Genomic DNA, 25,047 nt, shown 5'->3' on the forward strand with positions numbered 1-25,047 from the left:
GACATCGGCGCGGATCAACAAGAAAGATGTGGCCATTGTGGCGGTTGCGGCGGTATAAGAAAAACCAATAGAGCTGATCAGTCATTAGAGAAATCGATGTTCGACTACAAGTTGCTCGCCGCCCTTGCTGCGGTGATCGAACAAGGCGGTTTCGAGCGCGCCGCCCAGGTGCTGGGGCTTTCGCAGTCGGCCATCTCGCAACGCATCAAGCTGCTCGAGGCGCGGGTCGGCCAGCCGGTGCTGGTGCGCGCCACGCCACCGAGCCCGACCGAGGTCGGCCGGCAGTTGCTCAACCATGTGCAGCAGGTGCGCCTGCTTGAGCGCGACTTGCAGCGCCAGGTGCCGGCGTTGGACGAGGAGGGCATGCCCGAGCGCCTGCGCATCGCCCTCAACGCCGACAGCCTGGCGACCTGGTGGGCCGGTGCGGTGGGGGCTTTCTGCGCGCAGCAGCAGGTGCTGCTTGACCTGGTGGTCGAAGACCAGGAGGTCGGCCTCAAGCGCATGCGCGCCGGCGAGGTCGCGGCCTGCCTGTGTGGCAGCGAACGTCCCGTTGCCGGCGCGCGCAGCCTGCCGCTGGGGTCGATGCGTTATCGTGCGCTGGCCAGCCCCGCGTTCATGGCGCGCTACTTTCCCCAAGGTTTTGCGGTCGAGCGGTTGGCCCGTGCTCCGGCGATCGTGTTCGGGCCGGACGATTTCCTCCAGCATCGCTATCTGGCGTCGTTGGGCGTGCAGGAAGGATTCCTGCACCACCTTTGCCCGTCCTCCGAAGGTTTCCTGCGCATGACCGAGGCTGGCCTGGGCTGGGGGCTGGTGCCGGAGCGGCAGGTAGCCGAACAGCTGGCCCGTGGCGAACTGGTGGAAATCTGCGCCAATACCCCCATCGACGTACCGCTGTACTGGCATCATTGGCGCAACGGCGGGCAGTTGCTCGTCCAGCTGACCGACCACCTGCGCCATTCGGCGCGGCATTGGCTGGTGCCCTTGTAGGCATATCAGGCGTCAGTTGCATCCGAAATCTGGCAAGGCGGAGTCTTACATGCGAATTCTGGTCACCGGCGCGAGCGGCTTCATCGGCGGGCGCTTTGCGCGCTTCGCCTTGGAGCAGGGCCTGGAGGTGCGGATCAATGGCCGGCGGGCGGAGGGCGTGGAGCACCTGGTCAAGCGCGGGGCGCAGTTCATCCCGGGCGACCTGGGCGATGCCGAGCTGGCCCGGCGCCTGTGCCAGGGCGTCGACGCAGTGGTGCATTGCGCCGGCGCGGTGGGCACTTGGGGCCGCTATCAGGATTTTCACCAGGGCAACGTGGTACTTACCGAGAACGTGGTCGAGGGGTGCATCAAGGAGCATGTGCGGCGCCTGGTGCACCTGTCGTCGCCGTCGATCTACTTCACTGGACGTTCGCGCCTCGACATCCGCGAGGACCAGGTACCGCGCCGCTTCCATGACCATTACGCGCTGACCAAGCACCTGGCCGAGCAGAAAGTGTTCGGCGCCCAGGAGTTCGGCTTGGAAGTGCTGGCGCTGCGCCCGCGTTTCGTCACCGGTGCCGGCGATGCGAGCATTTTCCCACGCCTGATGCGAATGCAGGCCAAGGGGCGCGTGGCGATCGTCGGCAATGGCCTGAACAAGGTCGACTTCACCAGTGTGCACAACCTCAACGAGGCATTGCTCAGTGCCCTTTTCGCCGAGGAACAGGCCCTTGGCCAGGCCTACAACATCAGCAACGGCCACCCGTTGCCGCTATGGGACGTGGTCAACTACGTGATGCGCCGCATGCAACTGCCGCAGGTCACCCGCTACCGCTCCCCAAGCCTGGCCTACGGCCTGGCGGCGCTCAACGAGGCCGCTTGCATGCTTTGGCCCGGGCGCCCGCTGCCGACCTTGAGCCGCACGGCAGTGCAGGTGATGAGCAAAGATTTCACCCTCGATATCAGCCGTGCCCGACAGTACCTGGGCTACCGACCCCAGGCCGATGTGTGGTCCGCGCTGGATGAATTCTGTGCCTGGTGGCAGGCGCAGACGGGGCAACGCTGAACCTGTGGGCGGGATGATGGTCATCAGTGCGCTGTCCAGGCGGTTTATACTCATGCCTCTTTGCTACCACCGCGGTTGAATGCACCCATGCGTAACGACGCCCACGACGACTTTGACGATGTGCCCACCCTGCGTGCCGGCACCCCTGATGACGATGAATTGCTGCCTGCTCACGTCACCCGCAGCCGCCAGAAGGCGGCACGCCCACGCAGCAACGGCCCGCTGTGGGCCTTGCTGGGTGCCTCGTTCATCGCCTTGGGCGGACTTGGCTGGTGGAGCTTCCAGCAGATCACATTGATGGAGCAGCAACTGGTCGCGACCCAGGAAAGCTTTGCCCGCATCAGTGAGGAGGCGGCCGGGCGTTTGCAGGCGATCAGCGGCAAGGTCGATGCCAGCGAGTCCAGCAGCAGTTCCGGCAGCGAGGCGTTGAAGCTGCAGATCCGTCAGTTGCAGGCCTCGCTGGCCGAGCAGGGCAAGCAGCAGCAGGGCGTCGCCGGACAGGCGGGTGACCTGGGCAAGCGCTTGGAGCAGGTGCTGGCCGATACCCGCGAGCAGCAGAAGGCGGTGACCGAATTGCAAGGGCAACTGCAGGCGCAGCTCAAGGCAGTCAATGGCGAGCTGGCGGCGCTCAAGTCGGGCCAGGTGGATGGCGGCAAGCTGGATGGTCAGCTCAAGAGCCTGAGCAATGAGGTGGCGGCGCTGAAGAAGCAGGGCAATCCGAGCGCGGCCATCGAGAGCCTTGAGCAGGATGTGCTGGTGCTCAAGAGCCAGTTAGACAACCGCCCGGCCACCGCGGGCGGTGGCACTTCGGTGCAGGAGTTCGATGCCTTCCGTGGGCAGACGACCCGCAATATCAATACCCTGCAGAGCCAAATCCAGAACTTGCAACAGCAGATCAATGCCCGCCCTTGAACCGAGCATGAATGTGGTTACCTGAGACTTCGATCGGGTGCCATTGCCTCTGAATTTGTCTGTTTCCCGCGCCTGCAGCGTTCCTTTCGGCAGACCCCGAACCCGTCTGAACCTGGCATTTTTGTCAGGTGTCGGACGGGCTGGAGTTTGTTACATCTACTAGCACGACGACGGCAGCCGTTTCCTCCCTTGCTCCTGTTCCCATCACTGGTTGGCTAGTGCCTTGTGTCGTGACTAACTCGTTGCCCCGAATCCGTGAGGGTGCAGGGGCCGCGTACCTGTAGAACCGATTAGGAAAATGGCCATGAACAAGCCTGTACCCAAACAACTCAGCGGTCGGTTGCTGCGGCCCGCGGGTAAACGCTCCAGAGTGTTGTTCCCACAGGGTGGAGTGTTGGAATTCAAGGAACTGATTGTCGAGGGGCTGGTTGAGGATGGCGTCGACGATCCTGCTGAACTCTTGCCGGTGGCGGACCATAAGAAACCGTTGAAGGTGAGGGTGCCGAACTGGGATGAAGTCGAGGAAGGTATGGTCATCGCGTTGTATGTAAACGGTGACGAAGAACTCGAAGGCGTGGGCATGGCCTGGCATTCGATCACGGCCGCGGAAGCGGCGGATCCTGATTACGAGTTCTCTCTGGAACTGCCGAGTTCGTATTGGGATTTCATTGCGGATGGGCAGGATCGTACCTTCCAGGTGGGTTACTCGGTTCGACCAGAGTTTTCAGGTGAATTCGAAAGAGGGCCCAACCGAGTCATCCGCATCGATAAACTGGCGCCGGGTGGCAACCCCGGCACACTCGCGAGGCTATCGTTTGCTTCGGAGATCGAGGCCAGGAAGCACATCCTGATCACGGACTTTGTCGCTGGCATGCTTACGGTCCATGTCAGGGGTTATATGGAGCAGAAGCAGGGTGACCAGATCATGGTGACCATGACCGACGGCACCACCCCAGTGACGGTCGGCCCCTTCACCGTCACCAGCAGCATTGACGCCACGCCAGTGGCACTGCCGCTGGCCGAGGTGCAGAAGCTCAAGGACAATACCCCGATCACATTCACCTACACGTCGCAGGATCGGGCAGGGAATCTCTCGATCGTTTCCGTGCCTCATGACACCCTGCAGTTGCTGTTGCAGGATATCCCCGTCGTTCTCCCTACGCCTGAAGTGCCAGGATTTGACCAGTCGGGCGACCCGCTGATTCTCGACAAAGATGCCCGTGCAGGCATCAACCTGGTGGTTCCCGGGGTCACCGGGGCTCGTATCGGCGATAAGGTCGTCGTGCTTTGGGGAGCCCAACGTTCGGACGAACATGAAGTCACCGTGGTGCCGCCGCCGCCAGAGCCATTGATGAAACTGGTCCTGCTGTATCCGCTTACCAGCGCAGGGCCGAAGACAGGGGCAGTGGCCGTGAGTTATGAATTGTGGCGCGGCGCCTTCAAGATCGGCGACGCGACGCCCCCGGCGAGCGTCAATGTCGACCTGCGGCTGCCGGGTGGGCCCGATCCCGATCCGGAGTTGCCAGGGCATGGCAATCTGGAATTGGCCACCATTGCCGGCGATGCCTCCGGGCAAGTGGATGAGCTGACGCCCGAGGATGTCGCCGCAGGTGCGCAAGTGACCATCCCCTGGCTCGCCGTGGACGGCACTGAACTGTTGGAGGAGGACGATAAACTCCACCTGGTCTGGGGCACACAGCCCTCCCACGCGCTTGCTCCCGTGAGCGCTGCCGAGGCAGCTGCCAAGGTCAACATCAATCGTCCAGTTCCCCCGACCGTGCTGGCCAGCGAGCCCAGTGGCACAGTGCAGATGGCCTATACCGTGACCCGGGTATTCGGTGCGAGTGGCGAGGAAAACACTGCGCATTCTCCATCCAAGCCTGTGGTCCTACTGCGCGGGGAAGACCTGCCGGGAGGGGGCACTGCGCTCAAGGAGCTTGAATTCACTGACCTCAATCGGTTTGGCGCAATCGATATCGAGAAGGCGCAACGAGATTTACCGGTGAAAATCGAGCTTTATGGCAACGTGGCGGTGGGCGACACCATTGTGATCCATCTCAGTGCAGACGACAGTCAGAAGCCTACTCCCGGAAACCCTATCCCGGATGCTGAAGTAAACCTCCCGCTCATCAGAATCGAACAGCATCACAAAGACAAGGGCGAACTCACCTACCAGATCGAGCGTCGATGGGCGTTCGTAATCTGCACCGGCTCGGCCACCGTCGAGTACACGGCGACGAATGTCCATGGGCCGGTGAAAGCCGGTCACAAACGTGTGCCGGTCTCGGTAAGGGAACCCAGTCAGGGGACGTGCCCGCTGCCTTGAAGTAAAAGTGCCCTGGCGATTCGCCAGGGCACTGGTTGTTCATGTCCCATTGTTGCCTTTGGGCTCCTTGACTGGCCGAGGATGAGGAATGAATACCTTCAATGAAGGGGTAAAGGGCACGTTTGAATTCAAAGCACTCGAAGTCTGTGCGCTATTGGATGACGGTTACGATGAGCTCCCTGAACTGTTGCCGGGTGACAGGTTAAGTGACGATCTGCAGGTGATCGTCCCGTGGTGGCCTGAGATTGCGGTTGATTACCAAATCGCGTTGACCTGGGACGACGAGATTCTCGAGGCCGAAGAGGGCGCTTATCACTATGTCGAGCAGTCTGAGGCGGAGGATCGCGATCATAAGTTCGAACTCACGCTGCCCGCGTCCTTTTGGCGTTCAGTAGGGGAGGGGAAAGAACGGCGGTTCAGCTTGGGCTACGCTGTTCGCCCCTCTCTGAGCACGGTCTGGGAGCATGGTCCTAGCCGGTTTGTTCGTATTGACAGGCTGGCCCCCGGAGGTGATGAGGGGGCACTGGGAAAAATGGTGTTCCCCAAGGCATTGGAGGACAGGGGTGTAATCCTTGAGTCCGATTTCGAGGAGGGCGTGCTCTGGGTCACGATCAGCGGTTTCTTGCATCAGGCGCTGGGTGACACGATCACGGTCAGTATGACCGATGGCATTGAACGAGTCAGCGCGGGGCCGTTCATCGTGGACAGCGAGAGCGAGCCTACGCCCATCGCATTGCCCCAGGCCAAGTTGCAGACATTGGTTGGCGGGATTCCAATCGCTTTCACCTATCAGATACAGGACCGGGCAGGTAACGAGTCCGCCCTCTCCCTGGCTCATGACAGCCTGGTACTCCAGGTCGTACAACCCCTGTCTGCACCGCGCGTGCTGGATGCCGACGACTCGGGCAACCTTGATTTCAACCTGCTGGGAGATGCCGACGTCCGCATCGTTCTGGACCCCGACGACCGTTGGGTAGTTGGGCAGGCGGTAACGCTGGTCTGGGTGGGCAGGACTGCCAATGGCAGCCTCCTGGCGCCTGTGATCAAGCATGCCCAGTTGAAGGCGGGTGGCGTTGAAATCCCTCTGGAGAACGCCCATGCGGCCGCGGTGTTGCAGGGGGATGCACGCCTTGTCTACCGCATTGATGAAAGTGGACTCGGTTCCGATCCAGGGGTGATCTCCATCATCGGCTCCCTCGAACTTGACGCTCCTGAGGTGGATGAGGCAGCGGACGGTGGGCTCGATCCCGAGAATGTTCCGCCGCAGGGCGCGACGATACGAATCAAGGCTTACCCCCATATGGCCAAGGGCGATCAGATCCTGCTGGAGTGGAATGGTGTGTCCGCTGCTGGCGATCCTCATGATCTTTCCTGGCCGCTCGATGTTCAAAAGGAGGGTGAGCTTGAGCAAAGGGTCGGGAAGGACGAGGTCGAGGTTCTGGTTGGGGGACGGGTCACCTTGTCCTACACGCTGGCTGCAGGGGGCGGGGCCCTCTCCGGTTCCGCGAATTGCGATCTGCGGGTAGGGCGTGTCGCATTCCCGCGCCCAGAAGTGGAAAAGGCATTCGGTGATAACAAGGACCAGTTGGACTTCAACCGCGACTTCGTCGGGGCCAGCCATGTGAAGGTCACCGTGCGCCAATATGCCGGGATGGCCGGAGACCAGGTTGCGTTAGTGCTGGAAGTGCCGGACCGTGACTACCAGTCCCCCTGGAGAGACGTCGTCGGGCCGGCCGATCTGGTGTTTGAGGTACCCGCTGGCGTGGTGATGAACGGGATTGGGCATACGGTGCCGATCAGCTACAAGATCCTGCGTGATGAAAAGGAGGAAACCTCGGTTGTGCTGGAGCTGAACATTCAGGAACAGCTGCTGGAGATGCAGGCTCCCAGATACATGTCCTTTGCCAGCCAGGAGCCGAAGTTCATCGTGCGCTATCAAGAGGTCAAGAGCGGCGATCAGATCGACATTCACTGGCAGGTTGAAGGGGAACCGTCCAGGCATGCAACGGAGGCGGTGTATCAGGACGCCAGCTATTGGCTTGTGCCAATCGACCCGAACTGGGTTGCCGCAGATGTAAAGAAGACGGTGTACGCCAACTATTCCGTTGTTCCGAAGGTGGGGGAAAAACGGCAGTTTTCGCCTCTTCATGTCTTCACGCCGCGTTAACGGTTCGCCCCGTGTCAATCCCACATTCCATGCGCCATGGCGAGGCAGGTGTCAGTGTTTTCTCGTGCCCTGGCGGAAAAATCCTACAGAAGATTTTTGGATTTCTGTCGAGACTGTTCGCCGTTTCAACAGTGCCGAGGTGCTACGACGACTGGCCGTTCGGTTGACGATGTTTTAGTGGGAGATCGCTATGAGAAGTTCCAGCATACCCTTGAGTGTCGCGGTGGGTCTGATAACTGCCATGTCAGGCGCGGACTTGGCCGAGGCCAAAGTGCTCGACAACCAGAGTGAAACGGTCACTGGCCCGGTCGCGGATACCTATGAGCTGAGAAATGGGTCGACCCTGGAGATCACCGCCACTGGCAGCACAGAGGGTATAACGGTCTCTAGTGGGTCGACTGTCACTGTCAATGGTGGACAGGTAGCCGCCGCCGGCGTGCAAGCCGGCATCAAATTGCTCGATGGCACCCAGGCGCTACTCAATGGCGCAACCGTGACGGGTGGCCCGACGGCATCCTCGTTTGGCGTTTCTGCTGCCCTGGCCTCCAGCATCCGGGCCCAGGGCAGCACGATTGCAGGTGGCATTGGTGCCTCCCTTGTGCGAGGCAGCAGCCTTGTTCTGGAAGGCAGCACGCTCACCGGGCTGGAGCGTGTCGGCGCCTTTGTCGTCGGTTCCAGTCTGCAAGCCACGGGTGGCAGTCTCGTCAGTGGCAAGACCAATGGTCTGGATGTGCGTCAGGAGTCGGCAGCCAACGGTGGTGGCGGCTCCCGGGTGATCCTGGATGGATCGACGGTCAGGGGCGACACTCAAAGTGCCATCATCGTCAGGGCCGGTTCCGGTAGCTCCACCGGCACCGCACACATTCTGGTGGCCAATGGCAGCCAGCTTATCGGGGGCAATGGCACGATCCTCGAGGTCATCGGTGGCATGACCGCCGACTTCACCGCGGACAACAGCCAGCTGAGCGGCGATGTGGTGGTGGCAGCCGGCAGTACCGCGAACCTGCTGCTGCAGAACAATGCCTCGTTGCGGGGAAACCTGGTCAATGTGCAGAGCCTGGAGCTGAACAGCGGTGGCCGCTGGATCCTGACCAAGGATGGCGAGGTTGGCGAACTGACACTCGACAATGGCACGGTCGATTTCACCGACCGGGACACAACGGCGGGCTTCAAGACCCTGACGGTGGACAACCTCAAGGGCTCGGGCATCTTCGTGATGGACATCGACCTGGCCAGTGGTACCGGCGATCTGCTGAAGGTTACCGGGGCCGCCGAGGGCAGCCACCAGTTGAGCATCGCCAGTACCGGTGCCGATCCGGTCGAAGGGCAGGCGCCGCACCGTATCGTCGAAACCGGTGGCGGCGACGCGACCTTCAGCCTGCTGCACGATATCGATTTCGGTACCTACACCTACACCCTTGAAAAAGGCGAGGGTGAGGACAACTGGTACCTGGTGCAGAAGTTCGACGACAGCGGCAGCCCGATCGTGACGCCGGGCGCCCGTGCGGTGCTGGGGCTGTTCAGCGCCGCGCCCACCGTCTGGTATGGCGAACTGTCCTCGTTGCGCAGCCGCATGGGTGAATTGCGCCTGGGGCATGGCCAGGGCATCTGGATGCGCAGCTACGGCAACCGCTACAACCTCTCGGCCGGCAACGCCGTGGCCTACCAGCAGGATCAGAACGGCGTGAGCTTCGGCGCCGACGGCGCGGTGCCGGGCCACGACGGGCGCTGGTTGCTCGGGGTCATGGGCGGTTACAGCGAGTCCGACCTGGACTTCAGCCTCGGTTCATCCGGCAAGGTCAAGAGCTACTACGTCGGTGCCTACAGCACCTGGATGGCCGACAGCGGTTACTACGTCGACGCGATGCTCAAGTACAACCGCTTTCGTAACAGCAACGACGTGGTAATGAGCGATGGTCGCAAGACCAAGGGTGAATATCACAATGACGGCCTCGGGGCCTCGGTGGAGGTCGGGCGGCACTTCAAGCTGGACGATGGTTGGTATGTCGAGCCGTTCACCCAGTTGTCCACGTTGTGGGTCGATGATGACAGCTACACGTTGGACAACGGCATGCGCGCCCAAAGCGATGGTGCCAACTCGGTGCTCGGCAAGGTTGGTGCCCAGGTCGGGCGCAGCCTGGCGCTGGACAACGGCAGTGTCCTGCAGCCGTACCTGAAAGTCGCGGCGGCTCACGAGTTCATCAAGAGCAACAAGGTGAAGGTCAACGACAACCACTTCACCAACGACCTGTCCGGCACGCGGGGCGAGTTTGCCGTGGGGTTGGCCGCACAGGTGTCCGAGGTGCTGCAGCTGCACGGCGAGTTCCAGTACAGCAACGGCAAGCACATCGAACAGCCGTATGGGGTCAACCTGGGCTTGCGCTACAACTTCTGACCGCTTGGCAAACCCGCTCCTGCAGGTCCTGCAACAGACTACATCCGCGGATAATCGATATACCCCACCGGCCCCCCGGCGTAGAAGGTCTCAGGACGCGGCGCATTGAGCGGCGCATCGGCGGCCAGGCGCGCGGGCAGGTCGGGGTTGGCGATGAACGGGATGCCGAAGGCCACCGCATCGGCCTTGCCGTTGGCCAGGGCCGCGTTGGCGCTGGCCTTGTCGAAGCGTTCGTTGACAATGTAGGGGCCGCCAAACGCCGCCTTGATCTGCGGGCCGATGCTGTCGTCGGCTTTCTTCTCTCGCGAGCAAATGAAGGCGATGCCACGCTTGCCCAGCTCTCGTGCCACGTAGGTGAAGGTCTCGGCACGGTCGGCGTCGCCCATGTCGTGGGCATCCGCCCGTGGCGCCAAGTGCACGCCGACGCGGCCCGGACCCCACACCTCAATGGCGGCGTCGGCGACTTCCAGCAGCAACCGCGCGCGGTTTTCCAGCGAACCGCCATAGCGGTCCGTGCGCTGGTTGGTGCTGCTCTGCAGGAACTGGTCGAGCAGGTAGCCGTTGGCGCCGTGGATCTCCACGCCGTCGAAACCGGCGGCCTTGGCGTTTTCGGCGCCGCTGCGGTAGGCCTCGACGATATCGGCGATCTCCTCGGTTTCCAGGGCTCGTGGCGTCGGGTAGTCGCTCTGTGGGCGCACCAGACTGACATGGCCCTTGGGCTGGATCGCGCTGGGGGCCACCGGCAGCTCGCCGTTCAGGTACGACGGGTGGGAGATGCGCCCGACATGCCACAGCTGCAGGAAGATGCGCCCGCCGGCGGCGTGGATGGCCTTGGTCACGTTGTGCCAGCCGCGTACCTGCTGGTCGTTCCAGATCCCCGGTGTATCCGGGTAGCCAACGCCCATCGGCGTGACCGAGGTCGCTTCGCTGAGGATCAGGCCGGCGCTGGCGCGCTGCACGTAGTACTCGGCCATCAGCGCATTGGGCACGCGGCCTTCGTCGGCGCGGCAGCGGGTCAGCGGGGCCATGATGATGCGGTTGGGCAGTTCCAGGTCGCCCAGGGTGATCGGGTCGAACAGCGTAGTCATGTGCAAAGCCTCGCTTGGATCAGAGCGCTTGGCTCATTTGCTCGAGGAACGCCTTGATGGTCGCCTCGTTGCGTTTGAAGAAATGCCACTGGCCGATCTTCTGGCTGCTGATCAGGCCGGCGCGTTGCAGGGTGGCCAGGTGGGCGGAGACGGTCGACTGCGACAGACCGCAGCGTTGGTCGATTTGCCCGGCACACACACCGTGCTCGGTGCTGTGGTGCTGGTCGGGGAACTGCGCGGCCGGGTCTTTCAGCCAGTTGAGGATGTCTCGCCGGACCGGGTGGGCCAGTGCTTTTATGATTTCGTCGAGATCGAGGGGCATGGTTGGCTCGTGGTGTGTAGCGGTATATCGCGATGGGGCGAAATATAAATCGTTGAATCGCGATATACAAATATGAAAGGGTTCTGAGGCAAGCGTCATTGGCTATATCGGTTCATGACGATTGGCTGTGGGGCGGTGCTAGACTGGCGCCATGAACTACCTCGCGCACCTCCATCTGGGCGGCCCGGCGCCGCAACAACTGCTCGGCAGCCTGTATGGCGATTTCGTCAAGGGCGCGCTGGAGGGGCGTTTTCCGCCAGCGCTGGAGGCTTCGATCCGGCTGCACCGGCATATCGACAGCTACACCGACAGCCATCCGCTGGTGCTGGCGGCGCTGGCGCGTTTCCGGCGTGAGCGGCGACGCTTCGCCGGAATCGTGCTGGATGTGTTTTTCGATCATTGCCTGGCCAGGAGCTGGGGGGACTACGCGGAGCAGCCGCTGGCGCAGTTCACCGGCGACTTCTACAAAGTACTGCTGGCTGAGCCGCAGCTGCCGGGCCGGCTGGCGCGGATCGCGCCGTTCATGGCAGCGGATGACTGGTTGGGGGCGTATGGCGACTTCGCCACCCTGGAACAGGTGTTTGGCGGTATTGCCCGGCGCTTGTCGCGGCCCGAGGGGATGGACGGGATGATGGGAGAGCTGGAGCGGCTGTACGAGCCGCTGCTGGCGGATTTTCGCGAGTTCTATCCGCAACTGCAGGCGTTTGCGGCAGCGCGAAGACGCCCCTCCAACTGACGTCAGCTATTCAGGCTGCCTTGGCCTGGCGTCGCGGCTCGACATCCTCTATGCCGAACAACGCAAGGTGCACTGCCTGCTGTGCCTGGAACGCCAGCGCCGCGCGCTCCTGGCCTTCACTGCCGATCGGCGCTAGCAGGTGAATCACCACCTCGCCCCGGTCTTGCCCGAACAGCCGCAGCAGATGGGACACCAGGTCGTCATCGCCTATGAACGGCGCAATCGGATCGGGTTGGCCCGCGCGAAGATACTGGATCGCCACCGGCTGTAACGGCGTGCCACGGTCGATGGCCCCGGCCAGCAGACGTCCATGGAAGGTGCGCAGGGTGCGACCGTCAGTGGTGGTGCCTTCCGGAAAGATCAGCAGGGGACGTTGCTCGCCCAGCTGTTCGCTGATCTGTTGGCGCAGGCGCTGGGCATCGCCACCGCCACGGCGGATGAACAGGGTCCCGGCCTTCTCGGCCAGCCAGCCGGCCACCGGCCAGTGCCGCACCTCGGCCTTGGACAGGAACGACAGCGGCGTGAGCATGCCGAGCAGCGGGATGTCGGTCCACGACACATGGTTGCAGATCCACAGCATCGGCCATTGCGGCAGTTCACCCTTGACCTTGACGTCGAAGGGCAGGGCGGCGACCAGGCGGCCCATGAACAGGCGTGTCCAGCGCTGGCGACGTTCGATCGAGGCTTTCAGGCCCAGGCGTTCGCCCAGTGCAATGATGCTGGCCATTGCCAGCCCCAGTGCCAGTACCAGAAACAGCCGCAGCAGGCGGGCAGTGGCCCGCAGACGCGGCATCAGACCGCCGCCTTGAAGTGACGGGCGTAGCGCGGGCAGAGGTCGTCGCGCTTGAGCAGGATGAACACGTCGGCGACCTGGAAGTCCTCGTCCCAGCAAGGCTCGCCGCAGATCTTCGCGCCCAGGCGCATGTAGGCCTTGAGCAGCGGTGGCATTTCGGCGATGACGTTGTTCGGCAGCGGCAGACTGGGCAGTGGGTTCTTCGGTTCGGCGCGCAGGTGCTCGGTGCACAGGTAGCGTTCGCGCAGGCGCTGCATGATCGCGTGGGCCTGCACGCCACCGTCCTGCATGGGGATGCTGGCGCAACCCATCAGGTAGCTGTAGCGGCCTTCGTTGAGCACTTCGGCCAATTCGCTCCAGAGCACGGCGATGGTGCCGCCGTTGCGGTAGGCCGGGTCGACGCAGGTACGGCCCAGTTCGAGGATCGGGCCTTGTAGCTGCAACAGGCCGTGCAGGCTGAATTCTTCTTCACTGTAGAAGCGACCCAGGCTGCTGGCGGCCTGGTGGTCGAGCAGGCGGGTGGTGGCGACGAGCTGGCCGGTGGCCAGGTCGCGCACGCCGATGTGGCGGCAGTGGATGTCGTAGTCGTCCATGTCCAGACCGTGTTCGGCGCCCTTGAGCTTGGCCTTGAATTCGGCGCTGAACACCTTGAAGCGCAGGGCCTGTGCTTCCTGCAGGGCCGCGGCGCCGACCAGGCGTTCGGCTTGCAGACGGCGTTCAGTGCTGTTGTCGCCAGAGCGAGCGATCCGAGTCATTGCGAGTCTCCATAAGCCAGCCAAAGGGTTGCGGCCGGTCGGCTTTGTTGTGCAAAGTCAGCCTAGGTACGCCCGGTGTCACCCCTGTGAATCTTTGGTGATGCTTGCGTGACACCCCACAAGGAGCTTGCGATGGCCTGGTTGCAACGACTCAATGACCCCTTGCGCCACCCGCTGGCGGCGACCCTGGGCGAAACCTACGCGGCGGTACTCGAGCGCCTGGGCGCCGTCGCGCCGTTCGAGCTGGCGGTGCTGGGCGGGCGCGCCATGGCCACGCCGGGCCTGGCCTTCCTGCTCGGTTACCAGGCGGCGCTGCGCGTGCTTTGGCCCAGCGCGCCCGCCAGCCTGGGGGCGTTGTGCGCCACCGAGCGGCGCAGCGTGCGCCCTGCGGACATGCACACCCGTCTCGATGGCTTGCGCCTGAGCGGCAGCAAGGACTTCGTCACCGCCGGGCTGGATGCTGAATGGCTGTTGGTGGCGGCGCGCCACGAGGGCGTGGGCGAGGCGCCGCGCTTGCAGCTGGCGGTGGTCTATCCGGGCGAGCCAGGGGTAAGCCTCGAAGCGTTGCCGACCCTGCCGTTGATGCCTGAAGTCGGCCATGGCCGCCTGCAGCTCAAGGAAGCCGCGTGCGAGTTGCTGGCCGGCGATGGTTGGGACGCCTACGTCAAACCGTTCCGCTCCCTTGAAGACCTTTATGTGCTCGCCGCGCTGGTGGCCTGGCTGTATGGCGTGGCCCAGGAGTGCGCCTGGCCGCAGGACCTGCGCCTGCGGCTGATCGGGCTGCTGGCCGGTTGTGCCGAGGGCAGCCGGCAATGCCCTGACAGTGTGGCCTGCCACTTGCTGCTGGGTGGCCTGTTTGCCCAGTTCCAGGGTTTGCGGGGCGAGATCGACCAGGCGTTGGCCGCCGGGCCCGGGCACTGGGCGCAATTGTGGCAGCGCGACCAGGGCCTGCTGGCGCTGGCCGGCGTGGCCCGTGACAAGCGCCTGACCAAGGCCTGGAGCGCCGCCGGATTGTCATGAAAGCCTGAGAGGCTGGGGAGCCTTTGAACCTGGGCTGCTCCCGATGAAGTCACTATTGCTTGCCCTGGCCATGACCGCTGGCCCTGCCTGGGCCGAATACTGGCCCTCGGCGCAATGGCCGGTCGATAACGCCGTCATCGACTGGCAGGCGGTCGACACCTACGCCTTCGCGCCGCGTGATGCCGAACGCGGCGGCATTCGCACCGACGCGCTGTTGATCATCCGCGATGGTCGTATTCTGCATGAGCGCTATACCGAACCAACCCAAGCCGACACGCCGCACCTGACCTGGTCGGTGAGCAAAAGCGTGCTGGCCACGGTCATGGGCGTGGCCTACGGCGAGGGGCGTTTCAGGCTTGATGACCCGGCCGCCCGTTACTACCCGGCCCTACAGCGACATCCTGGGCTGCGCCTGGCCGACCTGCTGCACTGGGCCAGCGGCCTGGCCTGGCAGGAGGACTACGAATACGCGCCCCTGAAGTCGTCGGTGGTGGCCATGCTCTATACCCGTGGCCGTGCTGATATGCCGGCCTACGCGGCGGCAATGCCCGCTGCCAATGCGCCCGGCACGCAGTTCGCCTATTCCAGCGGCGACAGCAACCTGCTCGCCGCCAGCCTGCGCGGCATGCTCGATCCCGCGGGCTATGCCGACTACCCCTGGCAGTCCCTGTTCATCCCGCTGGGGATCGACAGCGCGGTCTGGGAACGGGATGGGGCGGGCACCTATGTTGGCTCTTCCTATCTTTATCTGAATGCCCGCGACCTGGCGCGCATCGGCCTGCTGATGCAGCGCGACGGATGCTGGCGCGAGGGCCGGTTGCTGCCGACCGATTGGGTGGCGTTCAACCGTACCCTGTTCAACGCCGCCCAGCCGGTGCCGGGCGAAGCCAACCCCGGCGGCCATTGGTGGCTCAACCAGCCGCTGCCCGGGCAGCCGGCGCCGTGGCCGGATGCGCCAGCGGACACCTTCGCCGCGCTCGGCCATTGGGGCCAAGCCCTCTATGTGCTGCCTTCGCACAAATTGGTGATCGTGCGCTACGCCGATGACCGCGACGCCAGCTTCAGCCACAACGAACTGCTCAAGCGGGTACTGGCCGCCGTGGCGGGGGAGGGCGCATGAAGCGGGTCGTGCTCGTGGTGTTGCTGGCCGGGTTGGCCTGGGCCTGGCATGAGCGCCAGGCGCTGGCGGACTTCCCGGGCATTCTTTCGGCCTATTCGGCGAAAGAGTACTGCTCGTGCCGCTTCGTCATGGGCTTTGCTGAGACCTACTGCCGTGGCTATGTGCAGCAGTACCTGCCCTTGAGCCTGCTGGAGGAGGACGGCGCCCGGCGTCTGGTCACCGCCGAAGGCATGGGGCGGCGCAACCAGGCCGCCTGGCAGGGCGCGCGTGAGGGCTGCCGCTTGCTGCCGTGAAACCGTGCGGGTAAGGTTGACGGCCTTGATCTACAGGATTTCACATGTTCAAGCCGTCTCGCCTGCTGCCCGCCCTCCTGCTCGCCCTGTGCCTGCCCGCTCACGCCAACTGGCACCTGGACGGCGAGTCCTCGCGCCTGTCCTTCGTCACCGGCAAGAACGGCAATATCGCCGAGGTCAACCGATTTCTGGTGCTGCACGGCAAGGTCGACCGCAAGGGCGCCGCCGAAGTGAGCATCGAAATGGACTCGATCAGCAGCGGTATCCCACTGCGCGATGAGCGCATGCGCGACAACCTGTTCGTCTTTGAGCAGTTCCCCGAGGCCACGGTGCAGGCGCAGATCGACCTGCGTCCGATCAACGATCTGGCCAGTGGCGCGCAACTGGAGCTGCGCCTGCCGGTCAGTGTCACCCTGCATGGGCAGACCCGTAGTTACAACACCCTGCTGCTGGCCACGCGCCTGGATGAGCGACGATTCCAGGTGGTGACTCTCGAGCCGCTGATCCTGCGCGCCTCGGACTTCGGCCTGCTGCCGGGCCTGGAAAACCTGCGCAAGCTGGCCGGGCTCAAGTCGATCAACCCCTCGGTGCCGGTGAGCGCGGTGCTGATCTTCACCGCCCGCTGACATGCCGGGGCCGGTCTTCCCCTGGCGGGATGGCAACCAGTTCGAACTGCTGATCGACGGCCCCGAATTCTTTCCGCGCATGCTGCTGGCGATCGTGCGCGCCGAATTCCAGGTCGACCTGGAGCTGTACCTGGTCGAGGGCGGCGCCTGCGCCGAGGCGGTGGTCGAGGCCCTGGAGCAAGCGGCGCGACGCGGCGTGCGGGTGCGCTGCCTGTTCGATGACTACGGCTCGCTGGCCTTCCCCACGGTGCTGCGCGAGCGCCTGCTGGCGGCGGGGGTCTACCTGCGCTGGTACAACCGCCTGCGCTGGCGCCGGGGCCTGCGCAACCTCTATCGCGATCACCGCAAGCTGCTGCTGGTGGATGAGCGGCTGGCGGTGGTCGGTGGTACCGGGGTCACCGATGAATTCTGGACGCCGGGCGAGGAGGCCAGCGAATGGCACGAGGTGATGGTGCGCATGCAGGGACCGATCGTCACTGATTGGCAACTGTTGTTTGATCGCCAGTGGCACGCTAACCAGCGCCGCACGGCGTGGCGCCCACCCGAGGGCTTCGGCCTGCCGCGCCTGCCCCAGGTGCCGGCCAAGGGCCAGGGCCTGGGCCGGGTGGCCTATGCCGACGCCCGCCAGCACAAGGACATCCTGCATGCGCTGGTCCGCGCTTTGAACAGCGGCCAGCGTCGTATCTGGCTGGCCACGCCCTATTTTCTGCCGACCTTCAGCGTGCGCCGGTCACTGCGCCGTGCCGCGCAGAAGGGCATCGATGTACGCCTGCTGCTGACCGGGCCGCGCACCGACCACCCTGCGGTGCGCTACGCTGGCCACCGCTATTACCCGCGGCTGCTGCGCGCAGGGGTGCGCATCTTCGAGTACCAGCCGTGCTTCCTGCACCTGAAGATGGTGCTGGTGGATGACTGGGTCAGCGTGGGGTCGTGCAACTTCGATCACTGGAACCTGCGCTTTAACCTCGAAGCCAACGTCGAGGCCCTCGACCCTCCGCTGACCGCCGCGGTGGCCGTCAGCTTCGAGCGCGATTTCGCCCAGAGTCTGGAGGTTGACCTGGCGCGCTGGCACGCGCGGCCATTGTGGCGGCGGATCCAGCAACGCCTGTGGGGCTGGCTTGACCGGGTGGTGGCCAATCTGTTGGACCGGCGCAACTAGTCGTGTATATCGCGCTCGGGCAAACCGGACTATCTTGCAGGATTGTTCCCAGACAAGCGAAGGAGTGGATGCGATGACGGCGAAGAAGATTCTCATGCTGGTGGGCGACTACGTCGAGGACTACGAGGTCATGGTGCCATTCCAGGCCCTGGCCATGGTTGGCCACACCGTCCATGCCGTGTGCCCGGAAAAGATTGCCGGGCAGACGGTGCGCACGGCGATCCACGATTTCGAGGGCGAGCAGACCTACAGCGAGAAGCCGGGGCACAATTTCGCCCTGAACTACGACTTCGTCCAGGTGCGCGCCGAAAGCTACGACGCGCTGCTGATCCCCGGTGGCCGCGCCCCGGAGTATCTGCGCCTGAACGAGAGGGTGCTGGAACTGGTCAAGGCCTTCGACCAGGCCGGCAAGCCCATTGCGGCCGTGTGCCATGGGGCCCAGTTGCTGGCGGCGGCAGGCGTGCTGGAAGGGCGCGAGTGCAGCGCCTATCCCGCTTGTGCGCCCGAGGTACGGCTGGCGGGTGGGCGGTTCATCGATATCGCGGTGGACCAGGCCCATGTCGACGGGAATCTGGTGACGGCGCCTGCCTGGCCTGCGCATCCGGCGTGGCTGGCGGCGTTTCTGAAAGTGTTGGGAACCCGTATCTCCTGACCGACACGGTTGAGCTTTGTAGGCGATCGCCCAGCCCTTCGGACTGCGTTGCCGCGCCGGGAACTGTCCCCTGTGGGAGTAGCGGTCATGGAGAAATACCTGTCGCGCAGGGGAAAGGCCGCGGGGCTGGGGGGATGCTAGGGTGGGCCTCAGTCATAGCCATCGACAGGACGACCGCCCGCATGGAAATACGTCTGCTCCATGGCGCCGCCATCGCGCCTTACATCGATGACCTCGCGCGCCTGCGCCTGGCGCTGTTTCGCGAGTTTCCCTATCTCCTGGACAGTTCCCTGAGTCACCAGGCCGATTACCTGGCCAATTACGCCGAGTCCGGACGCAGCCTGGTGGTGCTGGCGTTGGACGGCAACCAGCTGGTGGGCGCCGCCACCGGCCTGCCGCTGGTGGATGTCGATCTCGAGTTGCAGCAACCGTTCCTCGCCCAGGGCCGTGATCCGGCCTCGGTCTATTACTTCGGCGAGTCTGTGCTGCTGCCGGCTTACCGTGGACAGGGGCTTGGCGTGCGCTTTTTTATCGAACGCGAGTCCTACGCGCACAAGCTGGCCGAGTTCGACTGCTGCGCCTTCTGTGCGGTGGAGCGTCCGTCTGGACACCCACGGCGTCCGGTGGACTACAAACCATTGCAGGGGTTCTGGCGCAACCGCGGCTTTCTGCATGAACCGTCGCTGCGTACCGCTTATCGTTGGCGAGACCTCGACGAGCAGGCGCAGTCGGCCAAGATCATGTCGTTCTGGCTCAAGGCGCTGCCTGCGTGATCTTGCCTGAGTCACCCAAGCGAGCGCCGTCAACGAAAACGCCCGACATAAGTCGGGCGTTTCGTTGACCGCGAACGGTGCTTTACTTCACTTCCACCGCCAGGCTCTCGGCGATCTTGCTCTGCCACAGCGCGGGACCGGTGATGTGCACCGACTCGCCCTTGCTGTCCACCGCGACGGTGACCGGCATGTCCTTCACTTCGAACTCGTAGATCGCTTCCATGCCCAGCTCGGCGAAGGCCAGGACCTTCGACTTGCGGATGGCCTGGGCCACCAGGTAGGCGGCGCCGCCGACGGCCATCAGGTACACGGCCTTGTTGTCCTTGATCGCCTCGATGGCGGTTGGGCCGCGTTCGGACTTGCCAATCATGCCCAGCAGGCCGGTCTGTTCGAGGATCTGGCGGGTGAACTTGTCCATGCGGGTAGCGGTGGTCGGACCGGCCGGGCCCACCACTTCGTCACCGACCGGGTCGACCGGGCCGACGTAGTAGATGAAGCGGCCCTTGAGGTCGACCGGCAGCTCTTCGCCACGGTTGAGCATCTCGACCATGCGCTTGTGCGCGGCATCGCGACCGGTGAGCATCTTGCCATTGAGCAGGATGGTCTCGCCCGGCTTCCAGCTGGCGACTTCTTCCGGGGTGATGTCGTCGAGGTTGACGCGACGGGCGCTCGGGCCGGCTTCCCAGACGATTTCCGGGTAGGCGTCCAGCGACGGCGCTTCCAGCTCGGCAGGGCCGGAACCATCCAGCACGAAGTGGGCGTGACGGGTGGCGGCGCAGTTGGGGATCATGCACACCGGCAGCGAGGCGGCGTGGGTCGGGTAGTCCATGATCTTGACGTCGAGCACCGTGGTCAGGCCGCCCAGGCCCTGGGCGCCGATGCCCAGCTGGTTGACCTTGTCGAACAGCTCGAGGCGGATCTCCTCAAGACGGTTCTGCGGGCCACGGGCCTTCAGCTCATGGATGTCGATGGACTCCATCAACACTTCCTTGGCCATGACCGCGGCTTTCTCGGCGGTGCCGCCGATGCCGATGCCGAGCATGCCAGGCGGGCACCAGCCGGCGCCCATGGTGGGGACGGTCTTGAGCACCCAGTCGACGATCGAGTCGGACGGGTTGAGCATGGCCATCTTGGACTTGTTCTCCGAGCCGCCGCCCTTGGCCGCGACATCGACCTCGACCTTGTCGCCGGGGACGATGGAGTAGTGGATCACGGCCGGGGTGTTGTCCTTGGTGTTCTTGCGGGCACCGGCCGGGTCGGCCAGAATCGAGGCGCGCAGGACGTTCTCGGGCAGGTTGTAGGCGCGGCGCACACCTTCGTTGATCATGTCGTCGACGCTCAGGGTGGCGCCGTCCCAGCGTACGTCCATGCCGACGCGGATGAACACGGTGACGATACCGGTGTCCTGGCAGATCGGGCGGTGGCCGGTGGCGCACATGCGCGAGTTGATCAGGATCTGGGCGATCGAGTCACGCGCGGCTGGCGACTCTTCACGCAGGTAGGCTTCGTGCATCGCCTGGATGAAGTCGACGGGGTGGTAGTACGAGATGAATTGCAGGGCGTCGGCGACGCTCTGAATCAGGTCGTCTTGCTTGATCACGGTCATGCAGCGCGCTCCTCTTGAAAACGGGAACATTCGTAGAGACGCCCGACGGTGCCGACCAGCGTGTCGAGGCGTCCTTGCAGGTCGCCGGCAGGTCAGGCCGGCGCAAAAAAGGCGCGGCAGTATAGCGCGCCTGTGCCTGCGAAACACCTGCGCGTGGTCTGGACCTTGGTCGGCTGTGCTCGGGCATCTTTTTTGCTGGCCTTGGGCGCTTGGCTTACTGTGCGCTTGGCTTAAAGTGGACCTGTGATTTCTGGAGAACGACTGATCATGCCTGAACTCTGCGTGGGCGAGCGCCGCTGGACGGTCCCTGTCGGCAGCAACCTGCTCGACGCCTTGAACGATGCAGGCCTGAACGTACCTTACAGCTGCCGTGCCGGCAGTTGCCATGCGTGCCTGGTGCATTGCTTGAGCGGGCAACCGGTGGACGCCTTGCCAGAGGCGCTGGCCATGGAAAAACATGTCCAAGGGTGGCGTCTGGCCTGTCAGTGTCGAGTGGTCGCAGACCTGCAGGTGGCTGTCTTCGACCCGCTGCGAGAGGGCGTGGCGGCGAAGGTGGTTGGCGTAGATTGGTTGGGTGATGTGCTACGCCTGCGGCTGCTACCCGAACGGATGATGCGCTACCAGGCGGGGCAGCATGTGGTGTTGTGGAAGGGGGCGGTAGCACGGCCCTATTCCTTGGCGAGCCTGCCGGGAGAAGACACTTTTCTGGAATTCCACATAGACTGCCAACGCCCGGGTGCGTTTTGCGATGCGGCCCGTGGCTTGAGTTTGGGTGACGAACTGCGCTTGGGCGAATTCAGAGGGGGAGCGTTGCATTACGACCCACAGTGGCAAGAACAGCCGCTGTGGCTGTTGGCGGCAGGGACTGGGTTGGCACCGTTATGGGGCATAGTGCGAGAAGCTTTGCGCCAAGGGCATCAGGGGCCGATCAAGGTCTTGCACGTCGCACACGATGAAACTGGGCATTACCTGAGCGAGGCGCTTTCGCATCTGGTCGGTGTGCAGGTCGAGCAGGTCACCGTGGCGCGGATGGAGCAGGCCGTGGCGGGTTTTGGGCCGGTAACCCGGCATACTGTCGCGCTGCTATGCGGCTCTCCTGCAAGCGTCGAGCGCTTTGCGCGGCGGCTGTTCATTGGCGGTTTGCCACGTAGCCAGGTATTGGCAGACGTATTTACCGCACATTGTTGAGCGGGCAGCGAACGTCCATGTGACCGCCTCATCGCACAAGAGCGCCGGCTAGCCGGCGTTCTTGTGCGGGGTTAAACGGCATCACACGTATAACGCGTACGAACCCTATTCGCCATTGATCGTGTACTTCAAGGGCCGTTCGGCTTGAGTGACAAATGTTTCGCGGACGGTCACACCGTTGCGCAAGAGCGCAATGATTATCGGGCCGTTGGACGCCGCTACATTGATGTGGAATTTATTCATCACCCCCGAGGTGAGGCGCCTGTTCGCTAACGTGAATCGCTTGGCTTGACCGTTTACTAAAACCTTCAACTGCCAACCTGCCTCGGGGGGCGTGTCATTGTCGTCGGGGTAGGTGTAGCCATAGGCACCGTGCAAACCGGGATAGATATAAGCCGGTAAGTTACCCTCAGGATCGTAATAGCCAATTAACGTCGTTACCGGTACACCGAAGGCTTGTGGAATTCGGGCAACGGCGGTATCCACCAGGCGTGAGCGCTCATGCCAAAGGCCTGTCTCGCAGATGAAGGACTTTTTGATCCCGCAAGGGATCGTCATGGCCACGCCATTGAAATAGAGTTTCAATGTACCGATCCCGCGGTGGTCGACAATAACCACGCGCCCTTCGTACGCTTGAGACGCAGGCGGCAGGTGAACATCAGCACCGGGTTCGCCCTCGCGCACGAGAAGATTGAGCACGGGGTGTTGGGCCAGCAGCGTATTCACATTCGATTGCCGGAGATCATCTGCGGTCACCGTGCATCGCGCCATGCTTGCCGTCAACAAAATGCACGGTGCCCAGGACGTTCCGGTCGAGACATAGGTTTTTGTAAAACCTCGGGCGATGGGAAGTACCTGGTCATTCAGGTGAAGTTGGCGGCTCTGGGTGGCCTTGTGCTCGATGCGCATGACGCAATCGGTGTGTAAGGCTGCCGAGGGTATATGCACGTCTTCAACCCGATCCGCGTCGGTAATGGCAATGTTCAAGATCGATTGAAGATCAAATTCAGCGGTAGGCGCCGACGGATGGAAATCCTGGCCGCTGGCCTGTTTAAGGCTGACGGAGTCAATGCTGTGGGTGTAAGGCTCCATACTCTTAGAGGTGGGGTTCCACTTACGGAAACCCGTCGGAGAGTCGGAAGAAAATATGGCTTTGCTTTCCAAAAACCGCTGAACCAACTGTGCCGTAAAGGGTGTATGCAGCGTGAAACGGTTGAGTCCACCCATCGGCGCTCCACCGGCCATTGGGTCCATGCCGAACGAGCGCCCATGAAATGGCGCTTGGCACCTGTTTTCGTGGCAGGTGGGTTTTTGGGTGATCGACGGGCTGAAGTTGGGGGTGAACTTGTTGAGGTCCATGTCCCAGCCCCAGCTGGCGTTGATATCTTCTGCAGGCCGATGCACGGAGCCGTCGAACTCGCCGGGAAAATGGCCCAGTCCGTAATTATGTCCGACCTCATGGCTAAATTCATTGCCCAGTGATTGATCGAGTGTGACCATCCCAGCGCCTCCCGATCCACCATGCACTTGAATGCCGTTGGCGTATTTTCCACAGCTGTTGTGTGCGGTGAGCTGAGCGGCTACGAAAGGGGTCCACTCGCCGCTACCTGGCGAACTGTTGATACCGTAGTTGGCGTGGTTGATACCCAGTGAGATCAGCTCCTTGCCGATGTTCTGACGCATGGTGCCAGTGTGCCATCCGCCTTCGCTCGGATCGAAGTCGGTCAACAGGGTGCCGTTTGGCAGCATGACCTCTGGCAGGTGGAGCGACTGGTATTCGTTAACGATCATGCGCGTCAAAGGGACGCGCTGGAAGTACTCTCGGTGGGCATCGGGGGTGACCGCGAAAGCGTATTCATTGCGCGGGGGCGTGAGCATGCCAATGTCGATGGTGTTGATGAGCAGCTCGCAGGTTGCCCCGACTTCAATGTTGTTCAACACCCCAGCAGCGGACCCCGCCTCGAACTTGATGCCGATGCCTGGCTTGATCCACTGCGCCGGAATTATTGCGCTCCAGGTGCCCTCGGTATAGGTCAGTAGGCGGTTTTCCCAATCGGCGCTATTGACCCACTGCCCACCGATCAAGAGGCACTTGAGTTCGGACCCATGGGTTGACTGGAGCGTGCGGTTGTCGAAATGGAGGGTCGTCTCAAAGCCTGCATAATGCTTAATCAATATATTGCCCTTGAGGCTGCTTGCAGGGGCAGGCACATAGATATCTGACGTCCAGGCCCCGTCTGCAAGTCTGATCTCTACCTGATCAAAGCGCGTGAGCAGGTCCCTCAGGTAGGCTCCCCCGGGGGTATTGAGTCTCTGTAACTCATCTTGGCTGCTAATCGTGTATGGCTGGGTGGGGGACGGGAAGTTGAAAGACTCCTCATCCAGATTGGCGGGGCTGTGGTAGATCGTGTTAGGCAGGTTGGGTGGCGACTGGAGTTCCAATGTCCCGAGCAAGGCCGAGCGGCTGTCTAGCACATGGGCTGTGATGACTTCTGCTGGCCGCAGGGGTAACGGTTTCAACATCAGCAGGGTTTTGCGGCCGGCGACCAAGTGGGGTTGCTTGTCCCCCGACTTGGGCGTGACTGGCACTACTTGGCTTTGCGCGAATTTCACGCTGCCTTGCAGTGTGCCGAGTAGCTCATTGTTGGCGGGCGCTGTGTCGAAGACCTGGCTGATTTTATGAAGTGAGACGCCTGACCCGTTGGGTCTCAGGTAGAAGCGTTGCGCCAAGTTTTTTATCAAGGCAGGAGCGGAGCCAGAAAAGGTTGCTTCGAGCAAACGTGGGATGTCGATGTAATGACTTTGGAACGAAACGCTCCCATCGGCATGGTTGTTCAGTTTGAAGCTCTGGTATCCCGATCCCTCGTAGGGTTGTACCCACACGGCAGTGTCGGACATCGTAACGGTGAGTTTGTCATCGTTGATATGCCGAATGCCGGTTGAGCCATCTGACTGGCTCACCAATCTGAACAATTGATTGTTCGAAGCATTGGCGGGCTCGAGCAGTAGCTTTCCGTCACGAATCGTCAGCGCGTACGGTGTGTCCATAGCATCACCTTTCCAAGTGTCATTGCTTGGAAAGAA

21 protein-coding genes are annotated in these 25,047 nt (G+C 62.9%); 15 read left to right on the forward strand and 6 right to left on the reverse strand.

Features of this window, described 5'->3' with window-relative positions:
- Nucleotides 1-96 precede the first annotated feature (96 nt).
- From K5H97_RS05295 to K5H97_RS05320, 6 genes are all read left to right on the forward strand, one after another.
- Complete coding sequence (locus K5H97_RS05295; protein ID WP_028689722.1) at nt 97-987, forward strand: LysR family transcriptional regulator ArgP; 891 nt, start codon at nt 97-99, stop codon at nt 985-987.
- 49 nt (nt 988-1,036) lie between these two features.
- A complete protein-coding gene (locus K5H97_RS05300) occupies nt 1,037-2,032 on the forward strand; it encodes an NAD-dependent epimerase/dehydratase family protein (RefSeq protein ID WP_028689721.1) in 996 nt (331 codons plus the stop codon).
- A gap of 87 nt (nt 2,033-2,119) precedes the next feature.
- Nucleotides 2,120-2,944 (forward strand): hypothetical protein, encoded by an 825-nt coding sequence (locus K5H97_RS05305; protein ID WP_028689720.1) that lies wholly within the window; start codon nt 2,120-2,122, stop codon nt 2,942-2,944.
- Between the two features lie 304 nt (nt 2,945-3,248).
- Nucleotides 3,249-5,270 (forward strand): hypothetical protein, encoded by a 2,022-nt coding sequence (locus tag K5H97_RS05310; protein ID WP_028689719.1) that lies wholly within the window; start codon nt 3,249-3,251, stop codon nt 5,268-5,270.
- An 88-nt stretch (nt 5,271-5,358) separates the two neighbouring features.
- Nucleotides 5,359-7,437: a hypothetical protein gene (locus tag K5H97_RS05315; protein ID WP_028689718.1), complete on the forward strand. Its 2,079-nt coding sequence runs from the start codon at nt 5,359-5,361 to the stop codon at nt 7,435-7,437.
- Nucleotides 7,438-7,693: 256 nt separating this feature from the next.
- Nucleotides 7,694-9,832, forward strand: coding sequence for an autotransporter outer membrane beta-barrel domain-containing protein (locus tag K5H97_RS05320; RefSeq protein WP_162175251.1), 2,139 nt, complete (start codon nt 7,694-7,696; stop codon nt 9,830-9,832).
- A gap of 38 nt (nt 9,833-9,870) precedes the next feature.
- On the opposite strand, the gene K5H97_RS05325 is transcribed toward K5H97_RS05320, so the two are convergent.
- Nucleotides 9,871-10,920: an alkene reductase gene (locus K5H97_RS05325; protein ID WP_028689716.1), complete on the reverse strand. Its 1,050-nt coding sequence runs from the start codon at nt 10,918-10,920 to the stop codon at nt 9,871-9,873.
- A 19-nt stretch (nt 10,921-10,939) separates the two neighbouring features.
- Nucleotides 10,940-11,242: an ArsR/SmtB family transcription factor gene (locus K5H97_RS05330; RefSeq protein WP_028689715.1), complete on the reverse strand. Its 303-nt coding sequence runs from the start codon at nt 11,240-11,242 to the stop codon at nt 10,940-10,942.
- 151 nt (nt 11,243-11,393) lie between these two features.
- Between K5H97_RS05330 and K5H97_RS05335 the strand changes: the two genes are divergently transcribed.
- A complete protein-coding gene (locus K5H97_RS05335) occupies nt 11,394-11,978 on the forward strand; it encodes an acyl carrier protein phosphodiesterase (RefSeq protein ID WP_028689714.1) in 585 nt (194 codons plus the stop codon).
- 10 nt (nt 11,979-11,988) lie between these two features.
- On the opposite strand, the gene K5H97_RS05340 is transcribed toward K5H97_RS05335, so the two are convergent.
- Together K5H97_RS05340 and olsB are read right to left on the reverse strand one after the other, a co-directional pair.
- A complete protein-coding gene (locus tag K5H97_RS05340) occupies nt 11,989-12,771 on the reverse strand; it encodes a lysophospholipid acyltransferase family protein (protein ID WP_028689713.1) in 783 nt (260 codons plus the stop codon).
- The gene (gene olsB, locus K5H97_RS05345) at nt 12,771-13,526 is read right to left on the reverse strand and encodes an L-ornithine N(alpha)-acyltransferase (RefSeq protein ID WP_028689712.1); all 756 of its coding nucleotides are present in this window, start codon (nt 13,524-13,526) and stop codon (nt 12,771-12,773) included. Before olsB ends, K5H97_RS05340 begins: the two co-directional genes overlap by 1 nt.
- Nucleotides 13,527-13,658: 132 nt before the next feature.
- On the opposite strand from olsB, the gene K5H97_RS05350 reads away from it, so the two are divergent.
- From K5H97_RS05350 to K5H97_RS05380, 7 genes are all read left to right on the forward strand, one after another.
- Nucleotides 13,659-14,546, forward strand: a complete 888-nt coding sequence (locus tag K5H97_RS05350) for an acyl-CoA dehydrogenase middle domain-containing protein (RefSeq protein WP_028689711.1) — start codon at nt 13,659-13,661, stop codon at nt 14,544-14,546.
- A gap of 43 nt (nt 14,547-14,589) precedes the next feature.
- Nucleotides 14,590-15,666, forward strand: a complete 1,077-nt coding sequence (locus K5H97_RS05355) for a serine hydrolase domain-containing protein (protein ID WP_028689710.1) — start codon at nt 14,590-14,592, stop codon at nt 15,664-15,666.
- Nucleotides 15,663-15,959: an amidase gene (locus K5H97_RS05360; protein WP_028689709.1), complete on the forward strand. Its 297-nt coding sequence runs from the start codon at nt 15,663-15,665 to the stop codon at nt 15,957-15,959. The genes K5H97_RS05355 and K5H97_RS05360 overlap by 4 nt, the downstream gene beginning before the upstream one ends.
- A gap of 44 nt (nt 15,960-16,003) precedes the next feature.
- Complete coding sequence (locus tag K5H97_RS05365) at nt 16,004-16,585, forward strand: YceI family protein (RefSeq protein WP_028689708.1); 582 nt, start codon at nt 16,004-16,006, stop codon at nt 16,583-16,585.
- Between the two features lies 1 nt (nt 16,586).
- Nucleotides 16,587-17,744: a phospholipase D-like domain-containing protein gene (locus K5H97_RS05370; RefSeq protein WP_028689707.1), complete on the forward strand. Its 1,158-nt coding sequence runs from the start codon at nt 16,587-16,589 to the stop codon at nt 17,742-17,744.
- 73 nt (nt 17,745-17,817) lie between these two features.
- Nucleotides 17,818-18,396 carry a DJ-1/PfpI family protein gene (locus tag K5H97_RS05375; RefSeq protein WP_028689706.1) on the forward strand — a complete coding sequence of 193 codons (579 nt, stop codon included), beginning with the start codon at nt 17,818-17,820 and terminating at the stop codon, nt 18,394-18,396.
- 182 nt (nt 18,397-18,578) lie between these two features.
- Nucleotides 18,579-19,169 (forward strand): GNAT family N-acetyltransferase, encoded by a 591-nt coding sequence (locus K5H97_RS05380; RefSeq protein ID WP_028689705.1) that lies wholly within the window; start codon nt 18,579-18,581, stop codon nt 19,167-19,169.
- A gap of 82 nt (nt 19,170-19,251) precedes the next feature.
- Here K5H97_RS05380 and K5H97_RS05385 read toward each other — a convergent pair whose 3' ends face one another.
- Nucleotides 19,252-20,775 carry a fumarate hydratase gene (locus K5H97_RS05385; protein ID WP_011532463.1) on the reverse strand — a complete coding sequence of 508 codons (1,524 nt, stop codon included), beginning with the start codon at nt 20,773-20,775 and terminating at the stop codon, nt 19,252-19,254.
- 267 nt (nt 20,776-21,042) lie between these two features.
- Here K5H97_RS05385 and K5H97_RS05390 point away from each other — a divergent pair, with 267 nt between their 5' ends.
- Nucleotides 21,043-21,963 (forward strand): iron-sulfur-binding ferredoxin reductase, encoded by a 921-nt coding sequence (locus K5H97_RS05390; RefSeq protein WP_028689704.1) that lies wholly within the window; start codon nt 21,043-21,045, stop codon nt 21,961-21,963.
- 105 nt (nt 21,964-22,068) lie between these two features.
- On the opposite strand, the gene K5H97_RS05395 is transcribed toward K5H97_RS05390, so the two are convergent.
- Nucleotides 22,069-25,011 (reverse strand): M66 family metalloprotease, encoded by a 2,943-nt coding sequence (locus tag K5H97_RS05395; RefSeq protein ID WP_028689703.1) that lies wholly within the window; start codon nt 25,009-25,011, stop codon nt 22,069-22,071.
- Nucleotides 25,012-25,047: the final 36 nt, after the last annotated feature.

Source organism: Pseudomonas mosselii (genome assembly GCF_019823065.1).
Taxonomy (GTDB): Bacteria; Pseudomonadota; Gammaproteobacteria; order Pseudomonadales; family Pseudomonadaceae; genus Aquipseudomonas; species Aquipseudomonas mosselii.